The 19,641-nt window shown below is 41.4% G+C and carries 24 protein-coding genes and 1 pseudogene; 8 read left to right on the forward strand and 17 right to left on the reverse strand.

Annotated elements, in window-relative coordinates:
* Positions 1-43 precede the first annotated feature (43 nt).
* From FAY30_RS27270 to FAY30_RS19725, 3 genes are all read right to left on the reverse strand, one after another.
* Complete coding sequence (locus FAY30_RS27270; protein ID WP_190284699.1) at positions 44-169, reverse strand: YuiA family protein; 126 nt, start codon at positions 167-169, stop codon at positions 44-46.
* A gap of 157 nt (positions 170-326) precedes the next feature.
* Positions 327-818 (reverse strand): NUDIX domain-containing protein, encoded by a 492-nt coding sequence (locus FAY30_RS19720; protein ID WP_149871461.1) that lies wholly within the window; start codon positions 816-818, stop codon positions 327-329.
* A gap of 83 nt (positions 819-901) precedes the next feature.
* Complete coding sequence (locus tag FAY30_RS19725) at positions 902-2,119, reverse strand: NAD(P)/FAD-dependent oxidoreductase (RefSeq protein ID WP_149872787.1); 1,218 nt, start codon at positions 2,117-2,119, stop codon at positions 902-904.
* A gap of 471 nt (positions 2,120-2,590) precedes the next feature.
* Here FAY30_RS19725 and FAY30_RS19730 point away from each other — a divergent pair, with 471 nt between their 5' ends.
* Positions 2,591-3,589 (forward strand): NAD(P)/FAD-dependent oxidoreductase, encoded by a 999-nt coding sequence (locus FAY30_RS19730; RefSeq protein WP_149871462.1) that lies wholly within the window; start codon positions 2,591-2,593, stop codon positions 3,587-3,589.
* Positions 3,590-3,631: 42 nt separating this feature from the next.
* Here the strand turns inward: FAY30_RS19730 and erpA are convergent, their stop codons facing one another.
* Positions 3,632-3,997, reverse strand: a complete 366-nt coding sequence (gene erpA / locus FAY30_RS19735; RefSeq protein WP_149871463.1) for an iron-sulfur cluster insertion protein ErpA — start codon at positions 3,995-3,997, stop codon at positions 3,632-3,634.
* A 185-nt stretch (positions 3,998-4,182) separates the two neighbouring features.
* Complete coding sequence (locus tag FAY30_RS19740) at positions 4,183-4,422, reverse strand: YuzB family protein (protein WP_149871464.1); 240 nt, start codon at positions 4,420-4,422, stop codon at positions 4,183-4,185.
* Between the two features lie 223 nt (positions 4,423-4,645).
* Here FAY30_RS19740 and FAY30_RS19745 point away from each other — a divergent pair, with 223 nt between their 5' ends.
* Positions 4,646-5,713 carry an NAD(P)/FAD-dependent oxidoreductase gene (locus FAY30_RS19745; protein ID WP_149871465.1) on the forward strand — a complete coding sequence of 356 codons (1,068 nt, stop codon included), beginning with the start codon at positions 4,646-4,648 and terminating at the stop codon, positions 5,711-5,713.
* A 38-nt stretch (positions 5,714-5,751) separates the two neighbouring features.
* On the opposite strand, the gene FAY30_RS19750 is transcribed toward FAY30_RS19745, so the two are convergent.
* Positions 5,752-6,078, reverse strand: a complete 327-nt coding sequence (locus tag FAY30_RS19750) for a YuzD family protein (protein WP_149871466.1) — start codon at positions 6,076-6,078, stop codon at positions 5,752-5,754.
* Between the two features lie 142 nt (positions 6,079-6,220).
* Here FAY30_RS19750 and FAY30_RS19755 point away from each other — a divergent pair.
* Positions 6,221-6,457, forward strand: a pseudogene (locus FAY30_RS19755) (NifU family protein); the annotation flags it as partial.
* A gap of 91 nt (positions 6,458-6,548) precedes the next feature.
* Here the strand turns inward: FAY30_RS19755 and yutH are convergent.
* Entirely contained in the window at positions 6,549-7,562 is a 1,014-nt protein-coding gene (gene yutH, locus FAY30_RS19760) for a spore coat putative kinase YutH (protein WP_149871468.1), read from the reverse strand.
* A 202-nt stretch (positions 7,563-7,764) separates the two neighbouring features.
* Between yutH and FAY30_RS19765 the strand changes: the two genes are divergently transcribed.
* Positions 7,765-8,271, forward strand: a complete 507-nt coding sequence (locus FAY30_RS19765) for a phosphatidylglycerophosphatase A family protein (protein WP_149871469.1) — start codon at positions 7,765-7,767, stop codon at positions 8,269-8,271.
* A 34-nt stretch (positions 8,272-8,305) separates the two neighbouring features.
* Here FAY30_RS19765 and FAY30_RS19770 read toward each other — a convergent pair whose 3' ends face one another.
* Together FAY30_RS19770 and FAY30_RS19775 are read right to left on the reverse strand one after the other, a co-directional pair.
* On the reverse strand, positions 8,306-9,070 hold the full coding sequence (locus FAY30_RS19770; RefSeq protein ID WP_149871470.1) for a TIGR01457 family HAD-type hydrolase: 765 nt from the start codon (positions 9,068-9,070) through the stop codon (positions 8,306-8,308).
* Positions 9,071-9,126: 56 nt separating this feature from the next.
* Positions 9,127-9,564 carry a DUF86 domain-containing protein gene (locus FAY30_RS19775; protein ID WP_149871471.1) on the reverse strand — a complete coding sequence of 146 codons (438 nt, stop codon included), beginning with the start codon at positions 9,562-9,564 and terminating at the stop codon, positions 9,127-9,129.
* A 160-nt stretch (positions 9,565-9,724) separates the two neighbouring features.
* Between FAY30_RS19775 and FAY30_RS19780 the strand changes: the two genes are divergently transcribed.
* Positions 9,725-9,991: a DUF3055 domain-containing protein gene (locus FAY30_RS19780; protein WP_149871472.1), complete on the forward strand. Its 267-nt coding sequence runs from the start codon at positions 9,725-9,727 to the stop codon at positions 9,989-9,991.
* Positions 9,992-10,045: 54 nt separating this feature from the next.
* Positions 10,046-10,333, forward strand: coding sequence for a cytosolic protein (locus FAY30_RS19785; protein ID WP_149871473.1), 288 nt, complete (start codon positions 10,046-10,048; stop codon positions 10,331-10,333).
* Positions 10,334-10,362: 29 nt separating this feature from the next.
* Here the strand turns inward: FAY30_RS19785 and FAY30_RS19790 are convergent, their stop codons facing one another.
* Positions 10,363-10,638, reverse strand: coding sequence for a YutD family protein (locus FAY30_RS19790; protein ID WP_149871474.1), 276 nt, complete (start codon positions 10,636-10,638; stop codon positions 10,363-10,365).
* 117 nt (positions 10,639-10,755) lie between these two features.
* Here FAY30_RS19790 and FAY30_RS19795 point away from each other — a divergent pair, with 117 nt between their 5' ends.
* Positions 10,756-11,388, forward strand: a complete 633-nt coding sequence (locus FAY30_RS19795; protein ID WP_149871475.1) for a YhcN/YlaJ family sporulation lipoprotein — start codon at positions 10,756-10,758, stop codon at positions 11,386-11,388.
* Positions 11,389-11,430: 42 nt separating this feature from the next.
* On the opposite strand, the gene lipA is transcribed toward FAY30_RS19795, so the two are convergent.
* On the reverse strand, positions 11,431-12,351 hold the full coding sequence (gene lipA / locus FAY30_RS19800) for a lipoyl synthase (protein WP_149871476.1): 921 nt from the start codon (positions 12,349-12,351) through the stop codon (positions 11,431-11,433).
* A gap of 264 nt (positions 12,352-12,615) precedes the next feature.
* Here lipA and FAY30_RS19805 point away from each other — a divergent pair, with 264 nt between their 5' ends.
* Positions 12,616-13,578: a M23 family metallopeptidase gene (locus FAY30_RS19805; RefSeq protein WP_223821016.1), complete on the forward strand. Its 963-nt coding sequence runs from the start codon at positions 12,616-12,618 to the stop codon at positions 13,576-13,578.
* A 25-nt stretch (positions 13,579-13,603) separates the two neighbouring features.
* On the opposite strand, the gene yunB is transcribed toward FAY30_RS19805, so the two are convergent.
* The 6 genes from yunB to sufB form a co-directional block, all read right to left on the reverse strand.
* Entirely contained in the window at positions 13,604-14,386 is a 783-nt protein-coding gene (gene yunB / locus FAY30_RS19810) for a sporulation protein YunB (RefSeq protein WP_149871478.1), read from the reverse strand.
* A gap of 81 nt (positions 14,387-14,467) precedes the next feature.
* Positions 14,468-14,770, reverse strand: coding sequence for a YunC family protein (locus FAY30_RS19815; RefSeq protein ID WP_149871479.1), 303 nt, complete (start codon positions 14,768-14,770; stop codon positions 14,468-14,470).
* Positions 14,771-14,831: 61 nt separating this feature from the next.
* Complete coding sequence (locus tag FAY30_RS19820; protein ID WP_149871480.1) at positions 14,832-16,184, reverse strand: bifunctional metallophosphatase/5'-nucleotidase; 1,353 nt, start codon at positions 16,182-16,184, stop codon at positions 14,832-14,834.
* Positions 16,185-16,193: 9 nt separating this feature from the next.
* Positions 16,194-17,015, reverse strand: coding sequence for a sulfite exporter TauE/SafE family protein (locus FAY30_RS19825; RefSeq protein ID WP_149871481.1), 822 nt, complete (start codon positions 17,013-17,015; stop codon positions 16,194-16,196).
* Between the two features lie 25 nt (positions 17,016-17,040).
* Positions 17,041-17,889 carry a DUF72 domain-containing protein gene (locus FAY30_RS19830; RefSeq protein ID WP_149872788.1) on the reverse strand — a complete coding sequence of 283 codons (849 nt, stop codon included), beginning with the start codon at positions 17,887-17,889 and terminating at the stop codon, positions 17,041-17,043.
* A 335-nt stretch (positions 17,890-18,224) separates the two neighbouring features.
* Positions 18,225-19,622, reverse strand: coding sequence for a Fe-S cluster assembly protein SufB (gene sufB, locus FAY30_RS19835; RefSeq protein WP_149871482.1), 1,398 nt, complete (start codon positions 19,620-19,622; stop codon positions 18,225-18,227).
* Positions 19,623-19,641: the final 19 nt, after the last annotated feature.

The raw sequence follows: 19,641 nt of genomic DNA on the forward strand, positions 1-19,641 counted from the left end.
ATAGCCCCTCGAAATTCATTCGAGGAAGCACAGTGAATTGATTCTATTCCTTTTTCTTCCCTGTACCGCAGCAGCAGGAACAAGTTTCCGAGCCTCCAAGCACCAATTGAAAATATCCATTTCCGGAACAATAATCGCAGTTTTTTGACTCCATGCTCTTACCCGTCATTCCCATCATCTCCTATAAAATGTTTACTTAATTTTCTGATAATATAACAAGGATTCTGAAAAAAGGAAAGAACGAAAATCACGCAAAATCAGAAAAGAAAACGGATACATAGGAAGTTTTCTTTCATTTTCAAAGCGTCACTTAAATTTTCGAAAAATTACAAATATAATTTATAGGCTGTATAACCGAATTGATTGCCCGGGTTAACCCCATCTATCCCTGGTTTAATTGGAGTGGCACTTTCGTTAAGCAAATAATGTAAGAGGATGGACGCATCCTTCTCACGGATCAGCTCCTCCGGCGACATGAAACAGGCATCGTATAACTCGTACTCCTGATGGATCACCTGCTGCTCTCCCAAAGGTTCCAATAAAAACAAGAGCATATTATCACTGATTTCCTCTTTAATGACCCCGGTTCGTAAGCCGATTAGCCCTTTAACTGTACAATTAATTCCAGTTTCCTCCATTACTTCTCGTATAACGGCTTCATCCGCTGTTTCTCCCTCTTCAACAAATCCAGCCGGCAAAGACCATTGCCCCTTCAGCCCGCCATATCTTTTCTTCACTACCAGCCAATTTCCCTCACTTGACTTCACCAATCCGGAAACAGCTAACCACACCTTGCCTCGTTTTTCACGATTGCTCATCCCAACACCCCCTAATTAATACATCTTAAATTTAATCATACCAAAAAGAGGACAGATATCTCTGTCCCCTCAAAAAAACTTTTTTAGAAAACGTTAAATTTACCTTTTTTCAACACAAGACCTGCGCCGCCAATCATGTAAAGGGCACGGTTGTCGACTACCTTTTTCATGAAGGATGCCTTTGTACCAGTAATCTTCTTACCAAATACCACACCAATAGCATCATCTTCACCTAATGAGCAAACCGTTCCTTTATTGTCAAAAGTAAAGGATTCAAGATCTGCCTTGTTACGGATTAATGCCGCAATATTACGCGCTACAACCTCACCTTGCTGCATCGCAATTTGAGCTGTTGGCGGATATGGGCGATTAATTTCTTCATTAATCATTAATGAACTGTCGCCAATAATGAACACATTGTCAAATCCAGGTGCACGAAGATCAGGATTTACCTTTACGCGGCCGCGCATCGCTTCGAAACCGGATTTTTCAATAATCGCATTTCCACGGACACCAGCCGCCCAAACAACGGTTTCAGCCTTAATTTCATATGGTTCTTCGTCGCCTTTTCCGACAAGAATCGAACCAGGTTTCGCTTCCTTGATAGCCGTACCAATTAAAAACTCTACGCCTTTACGCTCTAATTGTGAAACAGCATAATTCACTAGTTCCGGGTCAAAACCAGGTAATACGGTAGGGGCTGCTTCCACACAAGTAATTTTTACTTTATGGAAATCTACATCGTACTCATGGCATAATTCCGGAATACGGTTTGTTAATTCACCAAGGAATTCAATACCGGTGAATCCAGCACCGCCGACAACGATGGATAGACGGTTATCGTTCTTCTCTGCTTCCATATTGTAAGTGGCAAATTGATATTCAATGTGCTCACGCAATTGACGGGAAGAATTGACATTGGTAATGCCAAATGCGTACTCTTTTAACCCTTTAATACCGAAAGTTTCAGGCTCGCCGCCAAGAGCGATTACAAGGTAGTCATAATTGACTTCCCCTTTTTCTAAAATCACTTTCTTTTCATCTTTATTAATTTCAACTACCGTATCTTGAACAAAATCGACCTTGCTGCGATCAATGACATTACTAATATCATACCGTACTTTGTCGTGATGCAGTGTACCTGCCGATGCTTCATGTAACCAAGTCGTTTCATAATGGTAATCATTTTTATTTACTAATACAATATCCGCTTCATTTACACCAATTAACTTTTGCAAACGAACTGTTGTTAGAAGTCCGCCGTAACCTGCACCGAGAATTACAATTTTAGGCTTTCTCAAAGTGATCACTTCCACCTTTTTATATATTTTTGTATAAATCTTCTTTTTCTTATCTTCCACTGCTTTAACCATTTTTATTTTAAGTCAAGGAAAAATGTATGTGAGATAATTCACGAATAGGAATAGAGAAAAAGAAACTAAATCGTAAGCACACAGCGAATGACAAAGATTTAGAAGATTGATAAACAAAAAGATGTTAGAACTTCCCAGTCATTCATAAAAATGTGCTTTTTTTGTCACAAATATTTAACAATATATCCACAATACATCTTATGCTACTTTGACTCTATTTTCAAGCGATTTATAGAAATAATTTAACAAAGATTAATGGAAACTTTACATTTTCATTACATGGAAAAATTAAGATAACATTTTTATCAGTCAGAATATTTGACATAAAGATGTGAGGAATTTTTTGTTTTGTGATATTATATGAATGGAGTTTGTTACTACATGTTGGGGGGATACGGAGTGCAAGAAAATCAAAAAGTTTATGACATAACGATCATCGGCGGTGGTCCTGCCGGCCTATTTACTGCCTTTTACGGGGGAATGAGACAAGCATCAGTAAAAATCATTGAAAGCTTGCCACAGCTAGGCGGTCAATTGTCAGCCCTATATCCAGAAAAATATATTTATGATGTAGCCGGTTTCCCAAAAATCCGCGCACAAGAATTGATAAATAATCTAAAAGAACAGATGGCTAAGTTCGATCCGACTGTTGCACTTGAGCAATCGGTAGAAAAGTTGGAAAAGCAGGAAGATGGTATATTTAAATTAACGACTAATAAAGAAGTCCACTATTCCAAAACGATTATTATTACTGCGGGAAATGGGGCATTCCAACCGCGGCGCCTAGAGCTTGAAAGTGCAGCACAATATGAAAAGAAAAACCTTTACTATTTTATTGAGGATTTAAACCAGTTTGCCGGTCAAAAGGTAGTTGTATTTGGCGGAGGGGATTCTGCGGTTGACTGGGCATTAATGCTCGAGCCAATTGCTGAACAAGTGACCATTGTTCATCGCCGTGATAAATTCCGTGCCCATGAACATAGCGTCGAAAACTTGTATAATTCTAAAGTCGATGTCAAAACTCCATTTGTTCCTGCAGAATTAATCGGGGATGAAAACGGAATTAAACAGGTTGTACTTGAAACAGTTAATGGCGAGGAAAAAGTCACAATTGATGTCGATGCTGTTATCTGTAACTACGGATTTGTCTCTTCACTTGGCCCGATTAAGGAGTGGGGTCTCGAGATCGAAAAGAATTCCATTGTTGTTAATTCAAAAATGGAAACGAATACACCTGGCATTTATGCTGCCGGCGATATTTGCACATATGATGGTAAAGTGAAATTAATTGCCTGCGGATTTGGCGAAGCACCGACTGCCGTTAACAACGCCAAATCTTATATTGATCCAAAAGCAAAAGTACAGCCATTACACAGTTCTTCCATGTTTAATAAATAAATTGCAAAAGACGCCCATTGCTGGGCGTCTTTTATTGTTGGACTAGCATTCCTCAGGTGTTCCGGTTGCTGTTGCCGTACGGAAGGATGAACCGCAGCCACACGATGCGATGGCGTTTGGATTTTCAATCGTGAAGCCTCCGCCCATCATCGATTCTTTATAATCAATTTTTGTCCCTTGCAAAATGGCGGAACTTTCTTTATCAACGAGCACTTGGATTCCATGCTGCTCGAACTGAAGGTCATCTTCGTTTACCTCATGATCGAAGCCCATGCCATATGACAGGCCACTGCAGCCGCCGCCCTTAACACTTACTCGTAAAAAAGCACCTTCTTCTTCATTATGCTTCATCATTTCTTTTATCTGCAGGGACGCAGCTTCTGAAACAATTACAACTTCTTTACTCATCATTACTCCCCCTTTTTATGAGGCTTTTATTATAGTATATACACTTGATGTCCAGTACTCAAATGTTTAGATTCTTATTATTAACATATGATACAAATATAAAAAAGGGAGCGGCACGCCCCCCTCTTCATGAGAATTGTCCAGCACCAGCGCCCTAGCGGCTAGTGTCCTTCTGCTTTTCTATTTTAAAACATCGGATTTTCATCCAGGTATTGATATATGTTATCGACCAGTTCATCGGGTGTGTTTCCTGTTACAACTTCACCATTCACGAGTGCATAGAGAGTCATTGCACATTTCCCGCAGTAGCCGAGACACCCATATTCAATAATATCCAAGTTAGGATCTCTTTGTAGTTTTTCTAGTGCCCTTTGTGCACCGTTTGCCAGGTTACTAATACAAAATTCAATGATCGGCTTTATCAATGTCTTCACCTCTCCACAACTATTTATCCTACTCCATTTAAGGGGCTCCGTCAATTACCATGTTTATGGCAATCGTGTCAAGATGAGTGTGATTATTGTTGTTATTTGGACACAATTTAGATATACTCGTATGTGGTTAATAAAACGGAAAATTATTTTAATATACTTGTCTTTTAATTGAAAGCGGATAAAGTAAACGGCTAAACAAAGGGGAATGTAAAAAATGAAAAACCTTGTCATTCTTGGTGGCGGATATGGCGGAATGAAGATTTTGAACGAGCTCCTTCCCAACCATTTACCGGAGGACGTAACGATTACATTAGTTGACCGCGTCCCATACCATTGCTTAAAAACGGAATACTACGCATTAGCTGCCGGCACGATTTCTGATAAAGAAGTCCGTGTTGCTTTCCCGGAACATCCTCGTTTGGATGTAAAATACGGAGAAGTGATCGGCATCGATCGGACGAATCGAACAATTAATTTGAAGGGCGCTGAACCTCTTGTATATGATGACCTTATTATTGGACTCGGTTGTGAGGATAAGTATCACGGGGTTCCAGGTGCAGACCAATTTACTTACAGTATCCAAAGCATTGAGAAAGCACGGCTCACCTATTCCGTGCTAAATAATCTTGGCCCTGGTTCAGTTGTCGGGATTGTCGGTGCCGGTTTAAGCGGAGTGGAGCTTGCGAGCGAATTAAGTGAAAGCCGTGAAGACCTAAACATTAAATTATTTGATCGCGGCAAACATATTCTCTCAGCGTTTCCGGAGCGGTTAAGTAAATATGTTGAAAATTGGTTTGTCAGAAATAATGTTGAGATTATTAATAATTCCAATATTACTAAAGTGGAAGAAAAAAGGTTATACAATCATGATGAACCGATTGATTGTGATGTAATCGTTTGGACCGCAGGAATTCAAGCAAATAAAATCGCCCGTGAAATGGATGGGGAAAAGGATCGTTCGGGACGACTGATCGTTACGAAGCATCATCACCTGCCAGCGGATGAACATGTGTTTATCGTCGGAGACTGCGCAAGCTCACCACATGCACCAAGTGCCCAGCTTGCAGAAGGACAAGCGGAACAAGTGGTCGAAGTCTTGAAAAAGCGCTGGAATGGTGAACCATTGCCGGAAAGTTTCCCGCCGATCAAATTAAAAGGCATCCTTGGCTCTCTTGGAAAAAAACAAGGCTTCGGAATGATGGCAGACCGCGCCATTACAGGACGTGTCGCCCGCCTTATAAAGTCTGGAATCCTATGGATGTACAAGTTTCATAATGGATGACAAAAAGGAGCATTCCGTCAGTGGAATGCTCCTTTTCTTTAAATCGCTTTATATCCATATTTCTCCAGTTCTGCAAAAATCGTTTTTAACCTTGGGTTGCCCTCACCAACAATCTTTTCCTTTATGACAACAACCGGGTAAAACATATCTTCTTCAATGACTCTTTTGGCAAAAATCACTTTTTCTCTGTCGCCTAAAGGCTGATAAATATCCACATAGCTCATTTTAAACGGTTGATCGGGGAACTTCCTGGCAATAGCTGCTTCCAGCCATTCAAAGGTCTCTTTGGAGGAAGGCAGATTTATACAGCTTGGACATAAGGTTTCTGCCCCGTAAAGAACAATTTCCACTTCATTCATACTCATAAAAAACCATTCCCGTCGTTTTTCTTTTCATTTTACTATAAATAATAGGCTAATGTCTGTAAATCTGTATTTTCCTAATTTCTGAGAATGGATTTTTAACACGGTTGACATTATAATATAAGTAGGAAAGGAGTCGATTAACATGGAAGAACAAGAAATGTTTGAGCAAGTTCAAGAAGTATTAGATAAATTACGTCCATTTCTTCTTCGCGATGGCGGGGATTGCGAATTAGTTGATGTAGAGGATGGCATTGTTAAGCTCCGCTTGCTAGGTGCGTGCGGCAGCTGCCCGAGCTCAACGATCACTTTAAAAGCCGGCATTGAAAGAGCACTTTTGGAAGAAGTACCTGGCGTCGTTGAAGTAGAACAAGTATTTTAATAAATGGAAATAGCGATTGCCGAAGATGGCAATCGCTTTATTTATATGCGCTTCATTCCATACGCCGCTGACCAGGCCGCTTCCGCTTTTCTTATTGAAAAAGCCATTCGAGCTGGGGCAGGTTTAACCGTTTAATCGGCGCTCCTGAAATTTGGAAGAAACCTGCTAAAAATCGTTCATACTCACTTGATTGCCGCAATATTTTACCAAGCCTCTCTTCTAATACCTTCTTTTCCTGTTCGGAACGCGTTATATAATAACTTTCAATACAATCGAAATAGTGCAATGGAAAGACTAAACGGGAATACAGTAAGCGCCAAGAAAAGGAAGATAACGGCGCAACGCTTTGGTATTCCTCAAAAAACTGTCTTAATTCCATATCATATGTTTGGATATTGCGAAAATAGCGCTCCCTAGTCCACTCGGCTAAGTCACGGCTTCGATGGTCAAATACCCAGTCAAACGGATTTTTTATCATGTACTGATTATGAGGGCCCCACGTTTTATTGGTAAAACGCTCATGACAAACCGTACCGCTATCTGTCTCAGCAGGTTCATCATCAAGCTCAGAATCGACTAAATATTGGATCGCATTCTCTGTTAATCCAAGATAATATGGGAAAGAGTCGATAAACATGCGTTCAAATTCATCTTCCGGTGTTTGAAACAATAGACCATTCCACACCCTTTCCATTTGCTCAAGACGCTTTTCCCACAAGGACTTCCATTCCCCAATCCGGCTTGACCTTTCGATTTGAAAAGGAACCCTCCGGCCGCGTTCATGGAATTTAGCCAGTTTCCGGCCCAATTTTATTTTTCGGCCCTCTTCGATTTGCCGGCTTGCTAATACACAATATTTATTTTGTTCCCATGTTGTAATTAACTGGCCTTCCTTCGACGGTAAAAAAATAGGCACGTTTTGATCTCCATAATTCCGTAAATGCTCAGCAATCTTTTCTAGTTCGGAAATATCTGCTTCTTCCTTGCCAGCCGGATTCGAAATTAAATAGAGCCAGCCATTCCCTCTCAGTGCATCATAGGCATCTAATTTTACGTATTCCTCCACAGTAATTCCATATTGGTTTTCAAGCATTTTCTGAAGCATCTTACCACCCCGTCTTTGTACCTTTTTTTAACTCATGTATATGTAACAGCATGGAAAAACTTGTTGTCTTCCCTGTTTTTTTACGATTAAGAATTCGGAAAAATATAGGGAAGGATTTGAATTACTCTTTTACATAATAATTGCATATAATATGGAAATGAAGTATATATATAGTGGAAAACTAAAGAAAAGGTGATTAATGATGGCAGACGACAAAAAACTAGATCTAACCGAAGAAACCGCACGCAGATGGCTGAAAGAAAGAGGCGTAGAAGTACAGGACATGGCCGATTTAGTCTTCTTTTTACAGGAAAAATATCATGAAAATTTAAAGATGGAAGATTGCTTAGCTAACGTGGAACGAGTCCTTTCAAAACGTGAAGTACAAAATGCCATAATAACTGGAATCCAGCTTGATATGCTCGCCGAAAAAGGAATGCTCGAAGAACCATTGCAATCGATTATCGGAACTGATGAAAGCCTTTATGGCGTTGATGAGATCCTCGCCTTTTCGATTGTGAATGTTTACGGTTCCATCGGGTTTACCAATTATGGATACATTGATAAACTGAAGCCTGGAATTTTGGCACATTTAAATGATAAATCAACAGGTGAATGTCATACCTTTTTAGATGATATTGTCGGGGCAATCGCTGCTGCTGCTTCCAGCAGGCTGGCACATCGAGCATCCCGTGCAGAGAAGGAATAAAGGAAGCCAAAAAAGGATGGAGTTTTCCATCCTTTTAACATTCCCATTGATCCAAAGTATCAATAGCATAGGTTGGCTTACGGCCGTAGCCTGCAAGCAATTCCTTCGTGGTTACCCCTGTATGGACAAGGAGCGTGTCCATTCCGGCATTCATTCCTGCTGCAATATCAGTATCATAGTTATCGCCAACCATCAGCGTTTCTTCTTTCGCGATTCCTAGTACCTTTAGTGCTTGTTCCATAATAATTGATTCAGGCTTGCCGATGAAAATCGGTTTTGTCTGTGTAGAAACCGAAATAACGGATGTCAGCGATCCATTGCCCGGAAGCAGTCCCCTCTCCGTTGGAATGGCAATATCCCCATTGGTTGAAATAAATACCGCACCATTGCGGACAGCTAAGCAGGCAACCGCCAACTTTTCATAGCTAATTGCACGGTCAATTCCTACAACAACAAACTCGGCGTCTTCTCCGGCGAATTTCAGTCCTTTTTCCTCAATCGCAGTCCGGATTCCTTCCTCGCCAATGACATAAACTGAACCATCATTCTTTCGTTCAACTATATAATTGGCCGTCGCCTGACTTGTGGTGAATACAAGCTTTTCGTCCGCCGGTATGTCAAATCTGAGCAGTTTTTCGGCCACCTGCGCCGGTGTTCGCGAAGAATTATTCGTTACGAATAAATAAGGGATTTTTTGCTCACGCAGCTGTTGGACAAAACGTGACGCGGCTTCAATCCGCTCTGTTCCTTTGTACATCGTTCCATCTAGGTCAATCAAATAACCTTTATATTTTTTCATGCCTATCACCCCTAAGTAATATCTTTCCCGTTAAACAGAAAAAGACCGTATAACGGTCAATTTTTAAATGCCGAAACAGGCCCTAATTCATTTGTTAGGTATTCACGGACATTCTCTGAAAAACGTCCGAATTCAGGAAGGTACTTAGCAAACTGCTCCTGAAGTTCACGATGATCAACGTCCATGTAATCCTGAACAAGCATTTTCCGATATGGAATAAGGCTTTTAAACGCTTCTCCCGTTTCCTTAGTGATAACCTTTTCATCCATTAAAATATCGATAATGTCCTCGTAACTGCCTGGGTCCCGCATAATAAAGCCGTCAATCATGTCATTTCCCACATCCAATACTGCCTCAAGCATCATTTGACATAAACGCTCCAATGCGGTCTTTTCAGTCGGTGTTGACCAATCCTTTTGTTCGTGAAAAAGATTAATTTTTGTCTCTAAATATTGGAGGAATGCTTCAATTCTTTCTCTGTCAACAAAATACATCTAGCCCACTTCCCTCTATGTAGTCCCTTTCATTTTTATTGTAACACAATCCTTCTATGGTTCGTATTTTTCCACCATCAGAAATCAGTGAAACATGGCCTGAAATTTGATACTATAAAGAAGATGGAAAAATAGTGAACACCTTAAAGGAGACCATTTCATGACTGAACGCTTTTTCTTATACGATGATACGGAAGATACAAAAACAAGATTTGTCAGTTTTGTTGGTGAAAACCAGCGCTTTGATTTAGCGATTGTTCAAACGAATCGCCATTATGGAAAGTCATTAGTTCTTGATATCCAGGGAAATCGGTTTGCCATTATCGGCCAGGACGATTTGGAGGAAGAGGGATACTTAGAATTTGCCTTTCAATTAAATGAGCAAGATGCGGAAGAACTGCGCAGTTTTTTAACTGAAATCATTTGATCCTCACATGTTTTTCACCCTCTTTGAAATACTAAAGGGTAAAGGAGTGAAAGCATGGGTAATAAGGACTCAGAAAAATATACAGAATTATCAACGGTTGAACAACAACAAAATTTCCTCACTGCCCAGGAGTTTCCAGAAGGCTCGTATGGTTCCTCCATTAGAAAAGACGAGCCAGTGCAAAATAAGAGTACACCTTGGAAAGAGGGACAGCGGAAATACAGTGCTTTTAATTATGAATTTAAATCACTGCATCAGGATTTACCGCGGCAGATGGAAGGTGCACATCCGCCACATGATGACCCGGATACAGATATACAAGAGCCTTATTCGGAGGCATAAAAAAGAAGGTTCAGGGTTACCTGACCTTCTCATTTTTTTACCTTTTTCAAAACAAAATAGGCACAGCCGAAATTGCAGTATTCATAAAGGTACTCACTCAGTGTGCTTATTTTTGTATCAAATGTAGCCTTTTGGTTTTGATCGTCGAAGAAACCCTTCAGGCGAAGCTGCCCATAGCCCCAATCGCCTACAATATAATCGTACCTCGATAAAATATCACTGTACCTTGCTTTAAATGCTTCCTCATTATACGCGTCACGATATTCCTGCAGAATTTCATATCCGGTATTGTTAACCACAATCATCCTATTTCACCTCATTTGCCCAGCAAATACCTAATACCCATTATAACCGATTCCCCATCAATTACTAAGAAAAAAAATCATCCCTTTGGCTATTCTAATAAAAGGAGGTGCTTTTAATTGAAAAAATTTATCATAATCGCTGGATTATGTACGATGACCGCTTTAACAGGGTGCTCAAAGGATACTGCCAGCAACGATATATATGAGGAAAGCGGTAATACCATTAACGTAAATAACAAAAGACATGAACTATACAATGAAGAAGCCGGCCGGGGAATTCGTAATGTCAGCGACAATTATGGCTTTGTCCGCCACCAAAAAAGTCCGGTGGCGAATGATAATATGGGAAATAATCACTATACCGCACTTGATCGGGAGCAGGTTGCTAACATTATTAGCAAGCAAAGCACAAGTATTCCTAACGTAAATGATGTTGCAACACTTGTCACAGATCAGGAAGTGTTGATTGCCTATGATACCAATTCAAAGGACCGCAACTTAACCGCAGACCAAGTGAAGCGGTCTGCGTTATCGGTGGTACCTAGATATTATCATGTGTATGTCACCGACAATAAAGTCTTGATGCGTGATGTTGAAAATCTGGCTAATACCGATTCAAATAGCAGAAATGCCCGTAATGTGGTCAATGGGCTGATCAAGCAAATGAAAAAGTCTCCACAAGGTCATGCTGTAAATTCCAATGAAGATGCAAATGGTATGACCCAGGATGACCATATGCGCAATCGCTAAAGAAAAAAGTTCAGCCCTTTATTGCGGGGGCTGAACTCTTTTTTACGCTTCTTTTTTTACTTCTGTTTCTCCAAGCATTTGTTTGTGTTTGGCAGCAGCATTGACTTGTTCATCGGCATGATAGGATGAACGGACAAGCGGGCCTGCTTGACAGTGGCTAAAGCCTTTACTCATCGCAATTTGCTGTAATTCATTAAACTCATCCGGGCTATAGTATTTTTGCACCTTTAAATGACTCTTGGTCGGCTGCAGGTATTGCCCAATCGTCATGATATCAACGTTGTTTGCTCTTAAATCATCCATGACTTCCAGGATTTCTTCTTTTGTCTCCCCAAGACCAATCATTAAGCTTGATTTTGTGGGAATGCTTGGCTGCATTTCTTTGGCACGGCGAAGAAATTCAAGCGACCGGTCATATTTAGCACGAGCTCTTACTCTTGGTGTTAACCGTTTAACTGTCTCAATGTTATGATTCAAAATATCCGGTTTCGCATCCATTAACAGCTGTAAATTTTCTTCCTTGCCTCCCATATCAGAAGGAAGAACTTCTATACTTGTAAATGGATTTTTCCGGCGAATCGCCCTTACTGTTTCCGCAAAAACGGCTGCCCCGCCATCCTTTAAATCATCGCGGGCTACTGCCGTCACGACCACATGCTTCAAGTTCATTAATTGAACAGAGTCAGCTACTCTTTCCGGCTCCTGCCAATCAAGCTCTGTTGGCAGCCCTGTTTTGACGGCACAGAAGCGGCAGGCACGCGTACAAGTATCTCCCAGAATCATAAATGTCGCCGTCCGTCTTTCCGCCCAGCATTCGTGAATGTTAGGGCAGCGGGCCTCTTCACAAACCGTATGAAGATTTTTTTCGCGCATCATTTTTTTTAAACCCGTATAAGATTCATTCGTGTTTAACTTTATTTTTAGCCATTCCGGCTTACGTAAAACTTCTTCTTTTTGGCTCAATTTTTACACTCCTTGAAATCCCAATATGTCTGAAAGTGAAACCTCTTCTGATGTCACTTTATCATACTGGAATAGGAACGACAAGGAATCAAATTATTAAGATCATGTCTTTTTTACTGATCCTTTCCCGTCGTTTAATGATTCCGTTTTCGATTACCAATTATTAACCCTAATGAAATGGACTAATAATCATAAACTAACTTTGTACCTTAATTGGAAGGAGGATCTCTGTTGCGGGCTGTTCTCATAATTGGAACGATCCTTATGCTCTTAACTTCACCATTGTCTGTCAGGGATGCTCACGCAAAAGAAGAACCTGATCCCTATCAGGAAAGAATGAAGCTATATAAAAAGATGGAAACAGTTACTCAGATTCCTTGGTATTATTTAGCGGCCATTGATCAATATGAAAGAAGTATCCGTTTTGCACGTCGCGATTTGCCAAAGCCTGAAAGTACCATTTCGATATATTTCAAGCCGGGCCAATGGGCAGGCTTAACAAATCCAAACCCATCGGAAGAAAATCCGGCTATTATCCAATTTTTTAATGGAATAGGTGTCGATGGCGACGGGGATGGAAAAGCGAGCTTGAAGAGTGATGAGGATGTTTTATATGCGTTTGCCAACTATCTTCTTTCATATGGTGTAGATCATGAGAATATAAAAATCGGGTTATGGAATTACTATCATCGTGATAAAACGGTAAGTATTATTGCCGGTAAGGCGAAAATTTATCGGCATTTCGGCCGTCTTGATTTAGATAAACAAGTCTTCCCTGTGCCTCTTCACAGCAATCACAGTTATCGCAGTACATGGGGGGATGCACGCGGCTGGGGCGGAAGAAGGATGCATGAAGGAACGGACATTTTCGCTGGTTACGGGGTACCGGTCCGTGCGACAAGTTATGGAATTATTGAAATGAAGGGCTGGAACAAGTTCGGCGGCTGGAGAATCGGCATCCGCGATATCAATAACACCTATCATTACTTAGCCCACCTAAGTGGGTTTGCCAAAGATTTAAGGGTTGGTCAAATCGTTGAGCCCGGCATGGTCATCGGCGGTGTTGGCAGCTCCGGATACGGTCCGCCGGGGACTTCCGGGAAATTCCCGCCCCATTTACATTACGGAATGTATAAGGACAATGGGATAACGGAATGGTCATTTGACCCGTACCCGCATTTAGCAAAATGGAAACGCCTGGAGCGAATGAATATGAAACGGAAATAGGACTGTCCTTGGGAGGATAGTCCTTTTAATTTCCTGATTTTTTCGTATCTGTTTTCTTTTCCGGTAACTGAATGGATGGTGTGATACCGCCGCCGCTGTTATAAAATTGCGGAACTTCTCCTTCTACCAACCTTCCCCCAACCGGAATGCTTTGTTTTAACTTGGTAATTTTTGTTGCAAATGGAGTGATAATTTGGACAGATACTTCGATTTCAACAGAGACCTGGATCCAGACACTATTGATTCCCATTTGTTTTGGTTCAATATGAACATCCGGCTCCACTTCACCAATCGCATGGAATTTAACCGGAATTTTAGGTCCAATATTCCCTAATAATGAAATATTGGTTGCCTGGCCTAATGGCACATACCAAACAATTCCATCTTCTTTACCGGTGTTTTCTGTTTCAATTTCCACATCTGACTCTAATAAGGCAATATCCCCCTTCTTGGCTGTTTTTAAATTCTTTTGAATTTGGGCAGTGGTTTCTGCTAACACCCGATTGATCAAATCAGTATTCAATTCGGCGTTTTGCTTTTTTCCATCACTGCTTTCCGTAATTTTAATAACCTGATTATTTTCCCCCACATTGGTAGTACGTTTCGTTATGGCTCTATTAATGACAAGGGATGCAATATTACGGGTTTCTGATTCCGCATATCTCATTAAGGCCGGCTCAATTCCCTTGTTTACCAGCATCAAACTGGCAGCAGTAGAGAATAGGAAAAAGACGAAAGTCAGCAGCATCACATATCGGAATGGCAGCGGCCCACGCTTGAAAAATCGCCGCCGTCGGAACTTTGCCAAAGAAATCCCCCCTTCATGCTATGTGTATGCTAAGAAGAGATGAACTAGCCCATGAAAAAAAGCCTGCTTTTTTAGCAAGCTTTAAACCATTTTTAGCAAGGCGTCTTTTCCGATCATCCCCTGATGAATCCCTAATTCTTCTGCCTCTACAGTTACTGACTCTAAAGGGGCATTTAGGAGCTGATCAATCGTTCGAACGCCGACAGCCCGGCCGGCAATGATTTTGCGATCCTTTAATTTTTTATTTAATAGGCCAACATCTAAAGCACCGCACATAATATAGCCTTTATCATTTGACACCGTTAAAAGGGTGGTTTTTGGTAGTATAACTGTCACAGCCACGAAAGTATGGCCGTTAATTTCAATTGGTGAAAGCTCAATCAAAGGGTCCCACACTCCTTTCCTCACTATCACAGTATGTTTGCGAAGGAAAATTCGTGATGGGCTAGGTTGGCATCTCAAGCTTCCATTTCAATAAATCACGCAAAAATTCCGGCAGAAAATAGTTCTTCTGCTTCTGCGGCAGTACTTCTGTGAAAAAATGGCCAAAAGTAAACATATCGGGGAGAGCTAATGTATAGTTGCTGTCCAGCTTTAATTCGCTGCCCTGAATGAAAATTTTATTTTTCTCAAAGCAAATTCCATCATAAACAAATATTCCTAAAACGGTCCCTCTAAAACCGAGGCCTTTTATTTGCCTGTGATGTAAGCTCTCGTCCATGGTTTGAGATAGGATCTCCAATAATTCTTTTCCCGTCAATTTGACTACACACGGATTGATCGGGTGTGGGCAAACCTCGAGCAAATCGTATGTTGTCACCTCTTCAGATAATGTGCCTAAAAGAAGCCCCGCATTAATCATCGCACAGTCAGCCTGGCACCATTCTCTTAATGTCTTCGATAACAAACGTGAAAAATTGGTTTCCTGAAATGGATGGTGCAACAATGGCTCGCTGAGAGTTGTGACCTTATGGCTTAACAGATCCTTCCCTTTGTTTAAAAAAGCAATAATTTGTTCCTGTTCATTTGGAACAATTGGAAGATCGTTAAAGTCATATAGAAGTGCCTCCTTACGAGTGACAGCCTTTTGTTCATTAAGGTGAATTGTCATCTTGCCAACATAAAAACCGTACTTTCCTGCAGCACCAAGAAGTGTAGACCCGACAAGCTCTCCTTTTTCAAAAAAGTGATGGGTGTGAGCTCCTAAGATAACATCGATTTCCGGGAATGCTGCTGCAATCCGTTCATCATCATGGATGCCGAGATGGGACAGCAGGATAATGAAGTCCGATTCTTTCTCTAGGGGTTCAAGCCATTTTTTAAGCTCGGAGATTGGATCTGTCAGCCTCCACCCAAGCAAATCATATAGATGTGTAAAGGGTGCGGTAAGACCGATTACGCCCAGTCGAGTTCCCTTTTGTGTTTGATAGATCTTATAGGGTTTTACCCATTGCGGATAACTGCCATTTTGGTAATAAAAGTTTGCAGCAAGAACATCGAACTCAGCATCGCTGTAAAGCTGATCTAAATCGTCAAAAGGAAGGTTTACTCCTTCGTTATTCCCTATCGCAGCCGCGGTAAACTGGCACTCATTTAACAGGGGGATATTCCCTTTCCCTTTCGTTGCTTCCGTATACGGATGCCAGCGGTCAATGAAATCGCCGATATCAAAGAGAAAGACGTCCTCACCTTGCTGCTGATGTAATTGTTTTTTCTGCAAAAGAAACTGCTGTATTCGCGGCCAATGTTCTAAGTGACTGTGAAAATCATTTGTATGGTATAGATGTATGGTTTCCATTTTTCTACCTTACCCTGTAATCCCTTGATAAATTAAGCGAACGGCTACCACCACAAGGATAATTCTGATAATCAGAACAATGGTTTTACTCTTTAATTTGGAATTTAAAAGCACGCCAACCTTCGCGCCAATCCATGCCCCCGGTATCAGTGCCAATGCATAAAGCCAATCCACATTCCCCAGGGTGATATGGGTGATGGAACTCAAGATCGATGTTGGTAAAATCATAAACATCGATGTCGCCGTTGCCACGTGCGGCGGAAAGAAAAATAGCAAGATCATCGTTGGCACCATCAGCGAGCCGCCGCCAATCCCGAAAATCCCTGATAAAAAGCCGACAATGAAGGAAATGACGACGGCTAGAATCGGACTAAAACCATAGTCAAAGGTTTTCCCGCTATTGTCGGTAAAGCTCCGGACAATTCCCTTATCTTTCTGATACGGCAGAGGCTTTAATTTATCCTTAGCGACCATTACAATCGAGACAAACAGAATAAATAGTCCGAAATAAATATTGAAAGAGTGCAACTCTAATTTTTCTGTTACCCATGCACCAAGGATGCTCCCCGGCCCACTGCCAATCAGAAATATTAATCCGCTTTTATAATCAACCGTTTTAAGTTTCATATAGGCTAACGTAGAGGATAGCCCGGTAAAAATCATCGTAAAAAGAGATGTCCCGACTACTACCTGCGGTGTCAGGTGGCTGAATGTTGACAAGGTTGCTAAGTACAGCAAAGCAGGGACAACAATGATGCCTCCCCCCATGCCAATCAGCGAGCCTAGTGAGCTCGCAACCAGCCCTACTAAAACTAAAATAATCCATTCCATTTTGTTTTCACCTTCTAGTGTATGTCTAATTAAATAAATCCAGCTGCCTTGGAGCGAGCCCTTCATATTCAATATGTAAAAGTTTCATCATTTCTTTGGCATTGTCCGCCGCGTCGCCGCCGGAGTTGTTGTTAAACAGGAGATAGATGTTAGTGGTTTGTTGCGCTAAACATTGGACGCGTTTGGCCCACTCTTCCAGCTCTTGATGATTATAGCGATAAAGATAGCGGACCTCGCGCCAGTTTTCGGCGTTTCGCTTTTGCCAGCCATGAACATTGCGGCCGTGAAATCTAACAAGTACCTGACTAGCACTAGTCGTCTCCAGTACTGTTGGGACAGACCCTTCCCCGGATTGAGGTTCATCACAAATGCTGTGAATCCATTTCTCTGCCTTCATAAAATCAAGAGTTTGGCGGCGATATTGAGGTGCAAACCAGGATTGATGCCTAAATTCCAATGCACAGGGTATATCCTCCATTTCATGTTTACACCATCTTAAATAATCTACATTTTCTCGTTTGCAGGCAAACCACGGCGGAAATTGAAACAGGACCATGGCTAATTTATTTTGTTGTATGTATGGTTCCAATGACTCTTTAAAGGCGCTGAACATCGCTTGTTTGCTTTCAAATGGGATTTCGCCACGTTGGTGACCTGTCATCCCTTGATAGGCTTTTACGATAAACTGGAAGCTCTCTGGCGTTTCACTGACCCACTTTTCAGCATTTCTTTTTGGCTGAATGGCGTAGAAAGCGGTATCGACTTCAACGGTCGGAAAATGACCTGCGTATTCCTTAAGTTTATCACGTGAGGGCGTGTGACTGGGGTATAAGCTGTCGTGGTCTCCCCAACCCGTTACACCAATATAGATCAAGAAGCTCACCTCCATTTATTAATAATAGCATAACCAATTTTAGAAGATGCTAGATTTTTCGATTTACGAAGCTTCCTTTTAATATTGGAAAGGATAACGACAGTAATTTGCTGTTATCCGACAGTGAACAAATCTTATTCGACAGTAACCAACTGTTATCCGACAGTAACCTTTCCAATAGACAGGTAATTTGTGTTATCCGACAGTAAATAAACCTTATATGACAGTAAGCCGCCTCTATCCAACAGTAAACTCTTCTCAAACGACAGTAAATCACATCTGCAACGCAAAAACCCGCCTGCTAACGCAGCAAGCGGGGAAATTTTTCAACGATATTAACCGATGGATCCTTCCATCTCGAACTTGATTAATCGGTTCATTTCGACGGCGTATTCCATTGGCAGTTCTTTTGTAAATGGCTCGATGAAGCCCATTACAATCATCTCAGTAGCTTCTTGTTCTGAAATACCGCGGCTCATCAAGTAGAAGAGCTGCTCTTCAGATACTTTCGAAACTTTCGCTTCGTGCTCAAGAGAGATATTGTCATTTAGGATTTCGTTGTATGGAATGGTATCAGATGTTGATTGATTATCCATAATCAACGTATCACATTCAATGTTGGCACGGGCGCCATCGGCTTTGCGGCCAAACTGAACGATCCCACGGTAAGTTACTTTCCCGCCGTGCTTCGAAATGGATTTCGAAACGATAGTGGAAGATGTATTTGGAGCTAAGTGAATCATTTTTGCTCCGGCATCTTGGTGCTGGCCTTTACCGGCAATCGCGATGGATAACGTCATGCCGCGGGCGCCTTCACCTTTTAAAATAACCGCTGGGTATTTCATCGTTAATTTAGAACCGATATTACCGTCAATCCATTCCATCGTTGCGTTTTCTTCACAGACAGCACGTTTTGTTACAAGGTTATACACGTTGTTTGCCCAGTTTTGGATCGTTGTATAACGGCAGTAAGCATCCTTTTTAATGACAATTTCAACAACCGCACTATGCAAGGAGTTCGTTGTATAAACCGGAGCGGTACAGCCCTCAACGTAATGGACATGCGCGCCCTCATCAACGATAATCAGCGTCCGTTCGAATTGCCCCATGTTTTCGGAGTTAATTCGGAAATACGCCTGTAATGGAGTATCTACTTTGATACCAGGCGGTACATAAATAAACGATCCACCTGACCAAACTGCAGAGTTTAGTGCCGCAAATTTGTTATCAGTTGGTGGAATTACCTTTGCCCAGTGTTCACGGAAAATATCTTCATTTTCACGTAAGGCAGAATCGGTATCCTTAAAGACTATACCTAATTCTTCTAGGTCTTCCTTCATGTTGTGGTAAACAACCTCGGACTCATATTGAGCCGAAACCCCGGCAAGATACTTTTGCTCAGCTTCAGGAATTCCCAGCTTATCGAAGGTTGCCTTAATTTCTTCCGGCACTTCATCCCAAGATTTCTCAGACTTCTCAGACGGCTTAACGTAATAGGTAATCTCATCGAAGTTTAATGAATTTAAATCTCCGCCCCATTGCGGCATTGGCATTTTGTAAAAATGCTCCAGTGATTTTAAGCGGAAGTCTAACATCCACTGCGGTTCACTTTTCATTTTTGAAATCTCTTCAACAATCTCACGTGTTAATCCACGTTTTGATCGGAATATGGAAACGTCTTTATCGGCAAAACCATATTTATAATCACCGATCTCAGGCATCTTTTTAGCCATCGTCGTATTCCTCCATTCT

Source organism: Bacillus sp. S3, from assembly GCF_005154805.1.
In the GTDB taxonomy this organism is placed as follows: Bacteria; Bacillota; Bacilli; order Bacillales; family Cytobacillaceae; genus Neobacillus.

Excerpts from the sequence above, each read along its gene's own strand:
- FAY30_RS27270 (WP_190284699.1), bottom strand. The coding sequence starts at position 169 with ATGACGGGTAAGAGCATGGAGTCAAAAAACTGCGATTATTGTTCCGGA.
- FAY30_RS19720 (WP_149871461.1), bottom strand. The coding sequence starts at position 818 with ATGAGCAATCGTGAAAAACGAGGCAAGGTGTGGTTAGCTGTTTCCGGA.
- erpA (WP_149871463.1), bottom strand. The coding sequence starts at position 3,997 with ATGAGTAAAGAAGTTGTAATTGTTTCAGAAGCTGCGTCCCTGCAGATA.
- FAY30_RS19745 (WP_149871465.1), top strand. The coding sequence starts at position 4,646 with ATGAAAAACCTTGTCATTCTTGGTGGCGGATATGGCGGAATGAAGATT.
- FAY30_RS19750 (WP_149871466.1), bottom strand. The coding sequence starts at position 6,078 with ATGAGTATGAATGAAGTGGAAATTGTTCTTTACGGGGCAGAAACCTTA.
- yutH (WP_149871468.1), bottom strand. The coding sequence starts at position 7,562 with ATGCTTCAGAAAATGCTTGAAAACCAATATGGAATTACTGTGGAGGAA.
- FAY30_RS19765 (WP_149871469.1), top strand. The coding sequence starts at position 7,765 with ATGGCAGACGACAAAAAACTAGATCTAACCGAAGAAACCGCACGCAGA.
- FAY30_RS19770 (WP_149871470.1), bottom strand. The coding sequence starts at position 9,070 with ATGAAAAAATATAAAGGTTATTTGATTGACCTAGATGGAACGATGTAC.
- FAY30_RS19775 (WP_149871471.1), bottom strand. The coding sequence starts at position 9,564 with ATGTATTTTGTTGACAGAGAAAGAATTGAAGCATTCCTCCAATATTTA.
- FAY30_RS19780 (WP_149871472.1), top strand. The coding sequence starts at position 9,725 with ATGACTGAACGCTTTTTCTTATACGATGATACGGAAGATACAAAAACA.
- FAY30_RS19785 (WP_149871473.1), top strand. The coding sequence starts at position 10,046 with ATGGGTAATAAGGACTCAGAAAAATATACAGAATTATCAACGGTTGAA.
- FAY30_RS19790 (WP_149871474.1), bottom strand. The coding sequence starts at position 10,638 with ATGATTGTGGTTAACAATACCGGATATGAAATTCTGCAGGAATATCGT.
- FAY30_RS19805 (WP_223821016.1), top strand. The coding sequence starts at position 12,616 with ATGCTCTTAACTTCACCATTGTCTGTCAGGGATGCTCACGCAAAAGAA.
- FAY30_RS19820 (WP_149871480.1), bottom strand. The coding sequence starts at position 16,184 with ATGGAAACCATACATCTATACCATACAAATGATTTTCACAGTCACTTA.
- FAY30_RS19825 (WP_149871481.1), bottom strand. The coding sequence starts at position 17,015 with ATGGAATGGATTATTTTAGTTTTAGTAGGGCTGGTTGCGAGCTCACTA.
- sufB (WP_149871482.1), bottom strand. The coding sequence starts at position 19,622 with ATGGCTAAAAAGATGCCTGAGATCGGTGATTATAAATATGGTTTTGCC.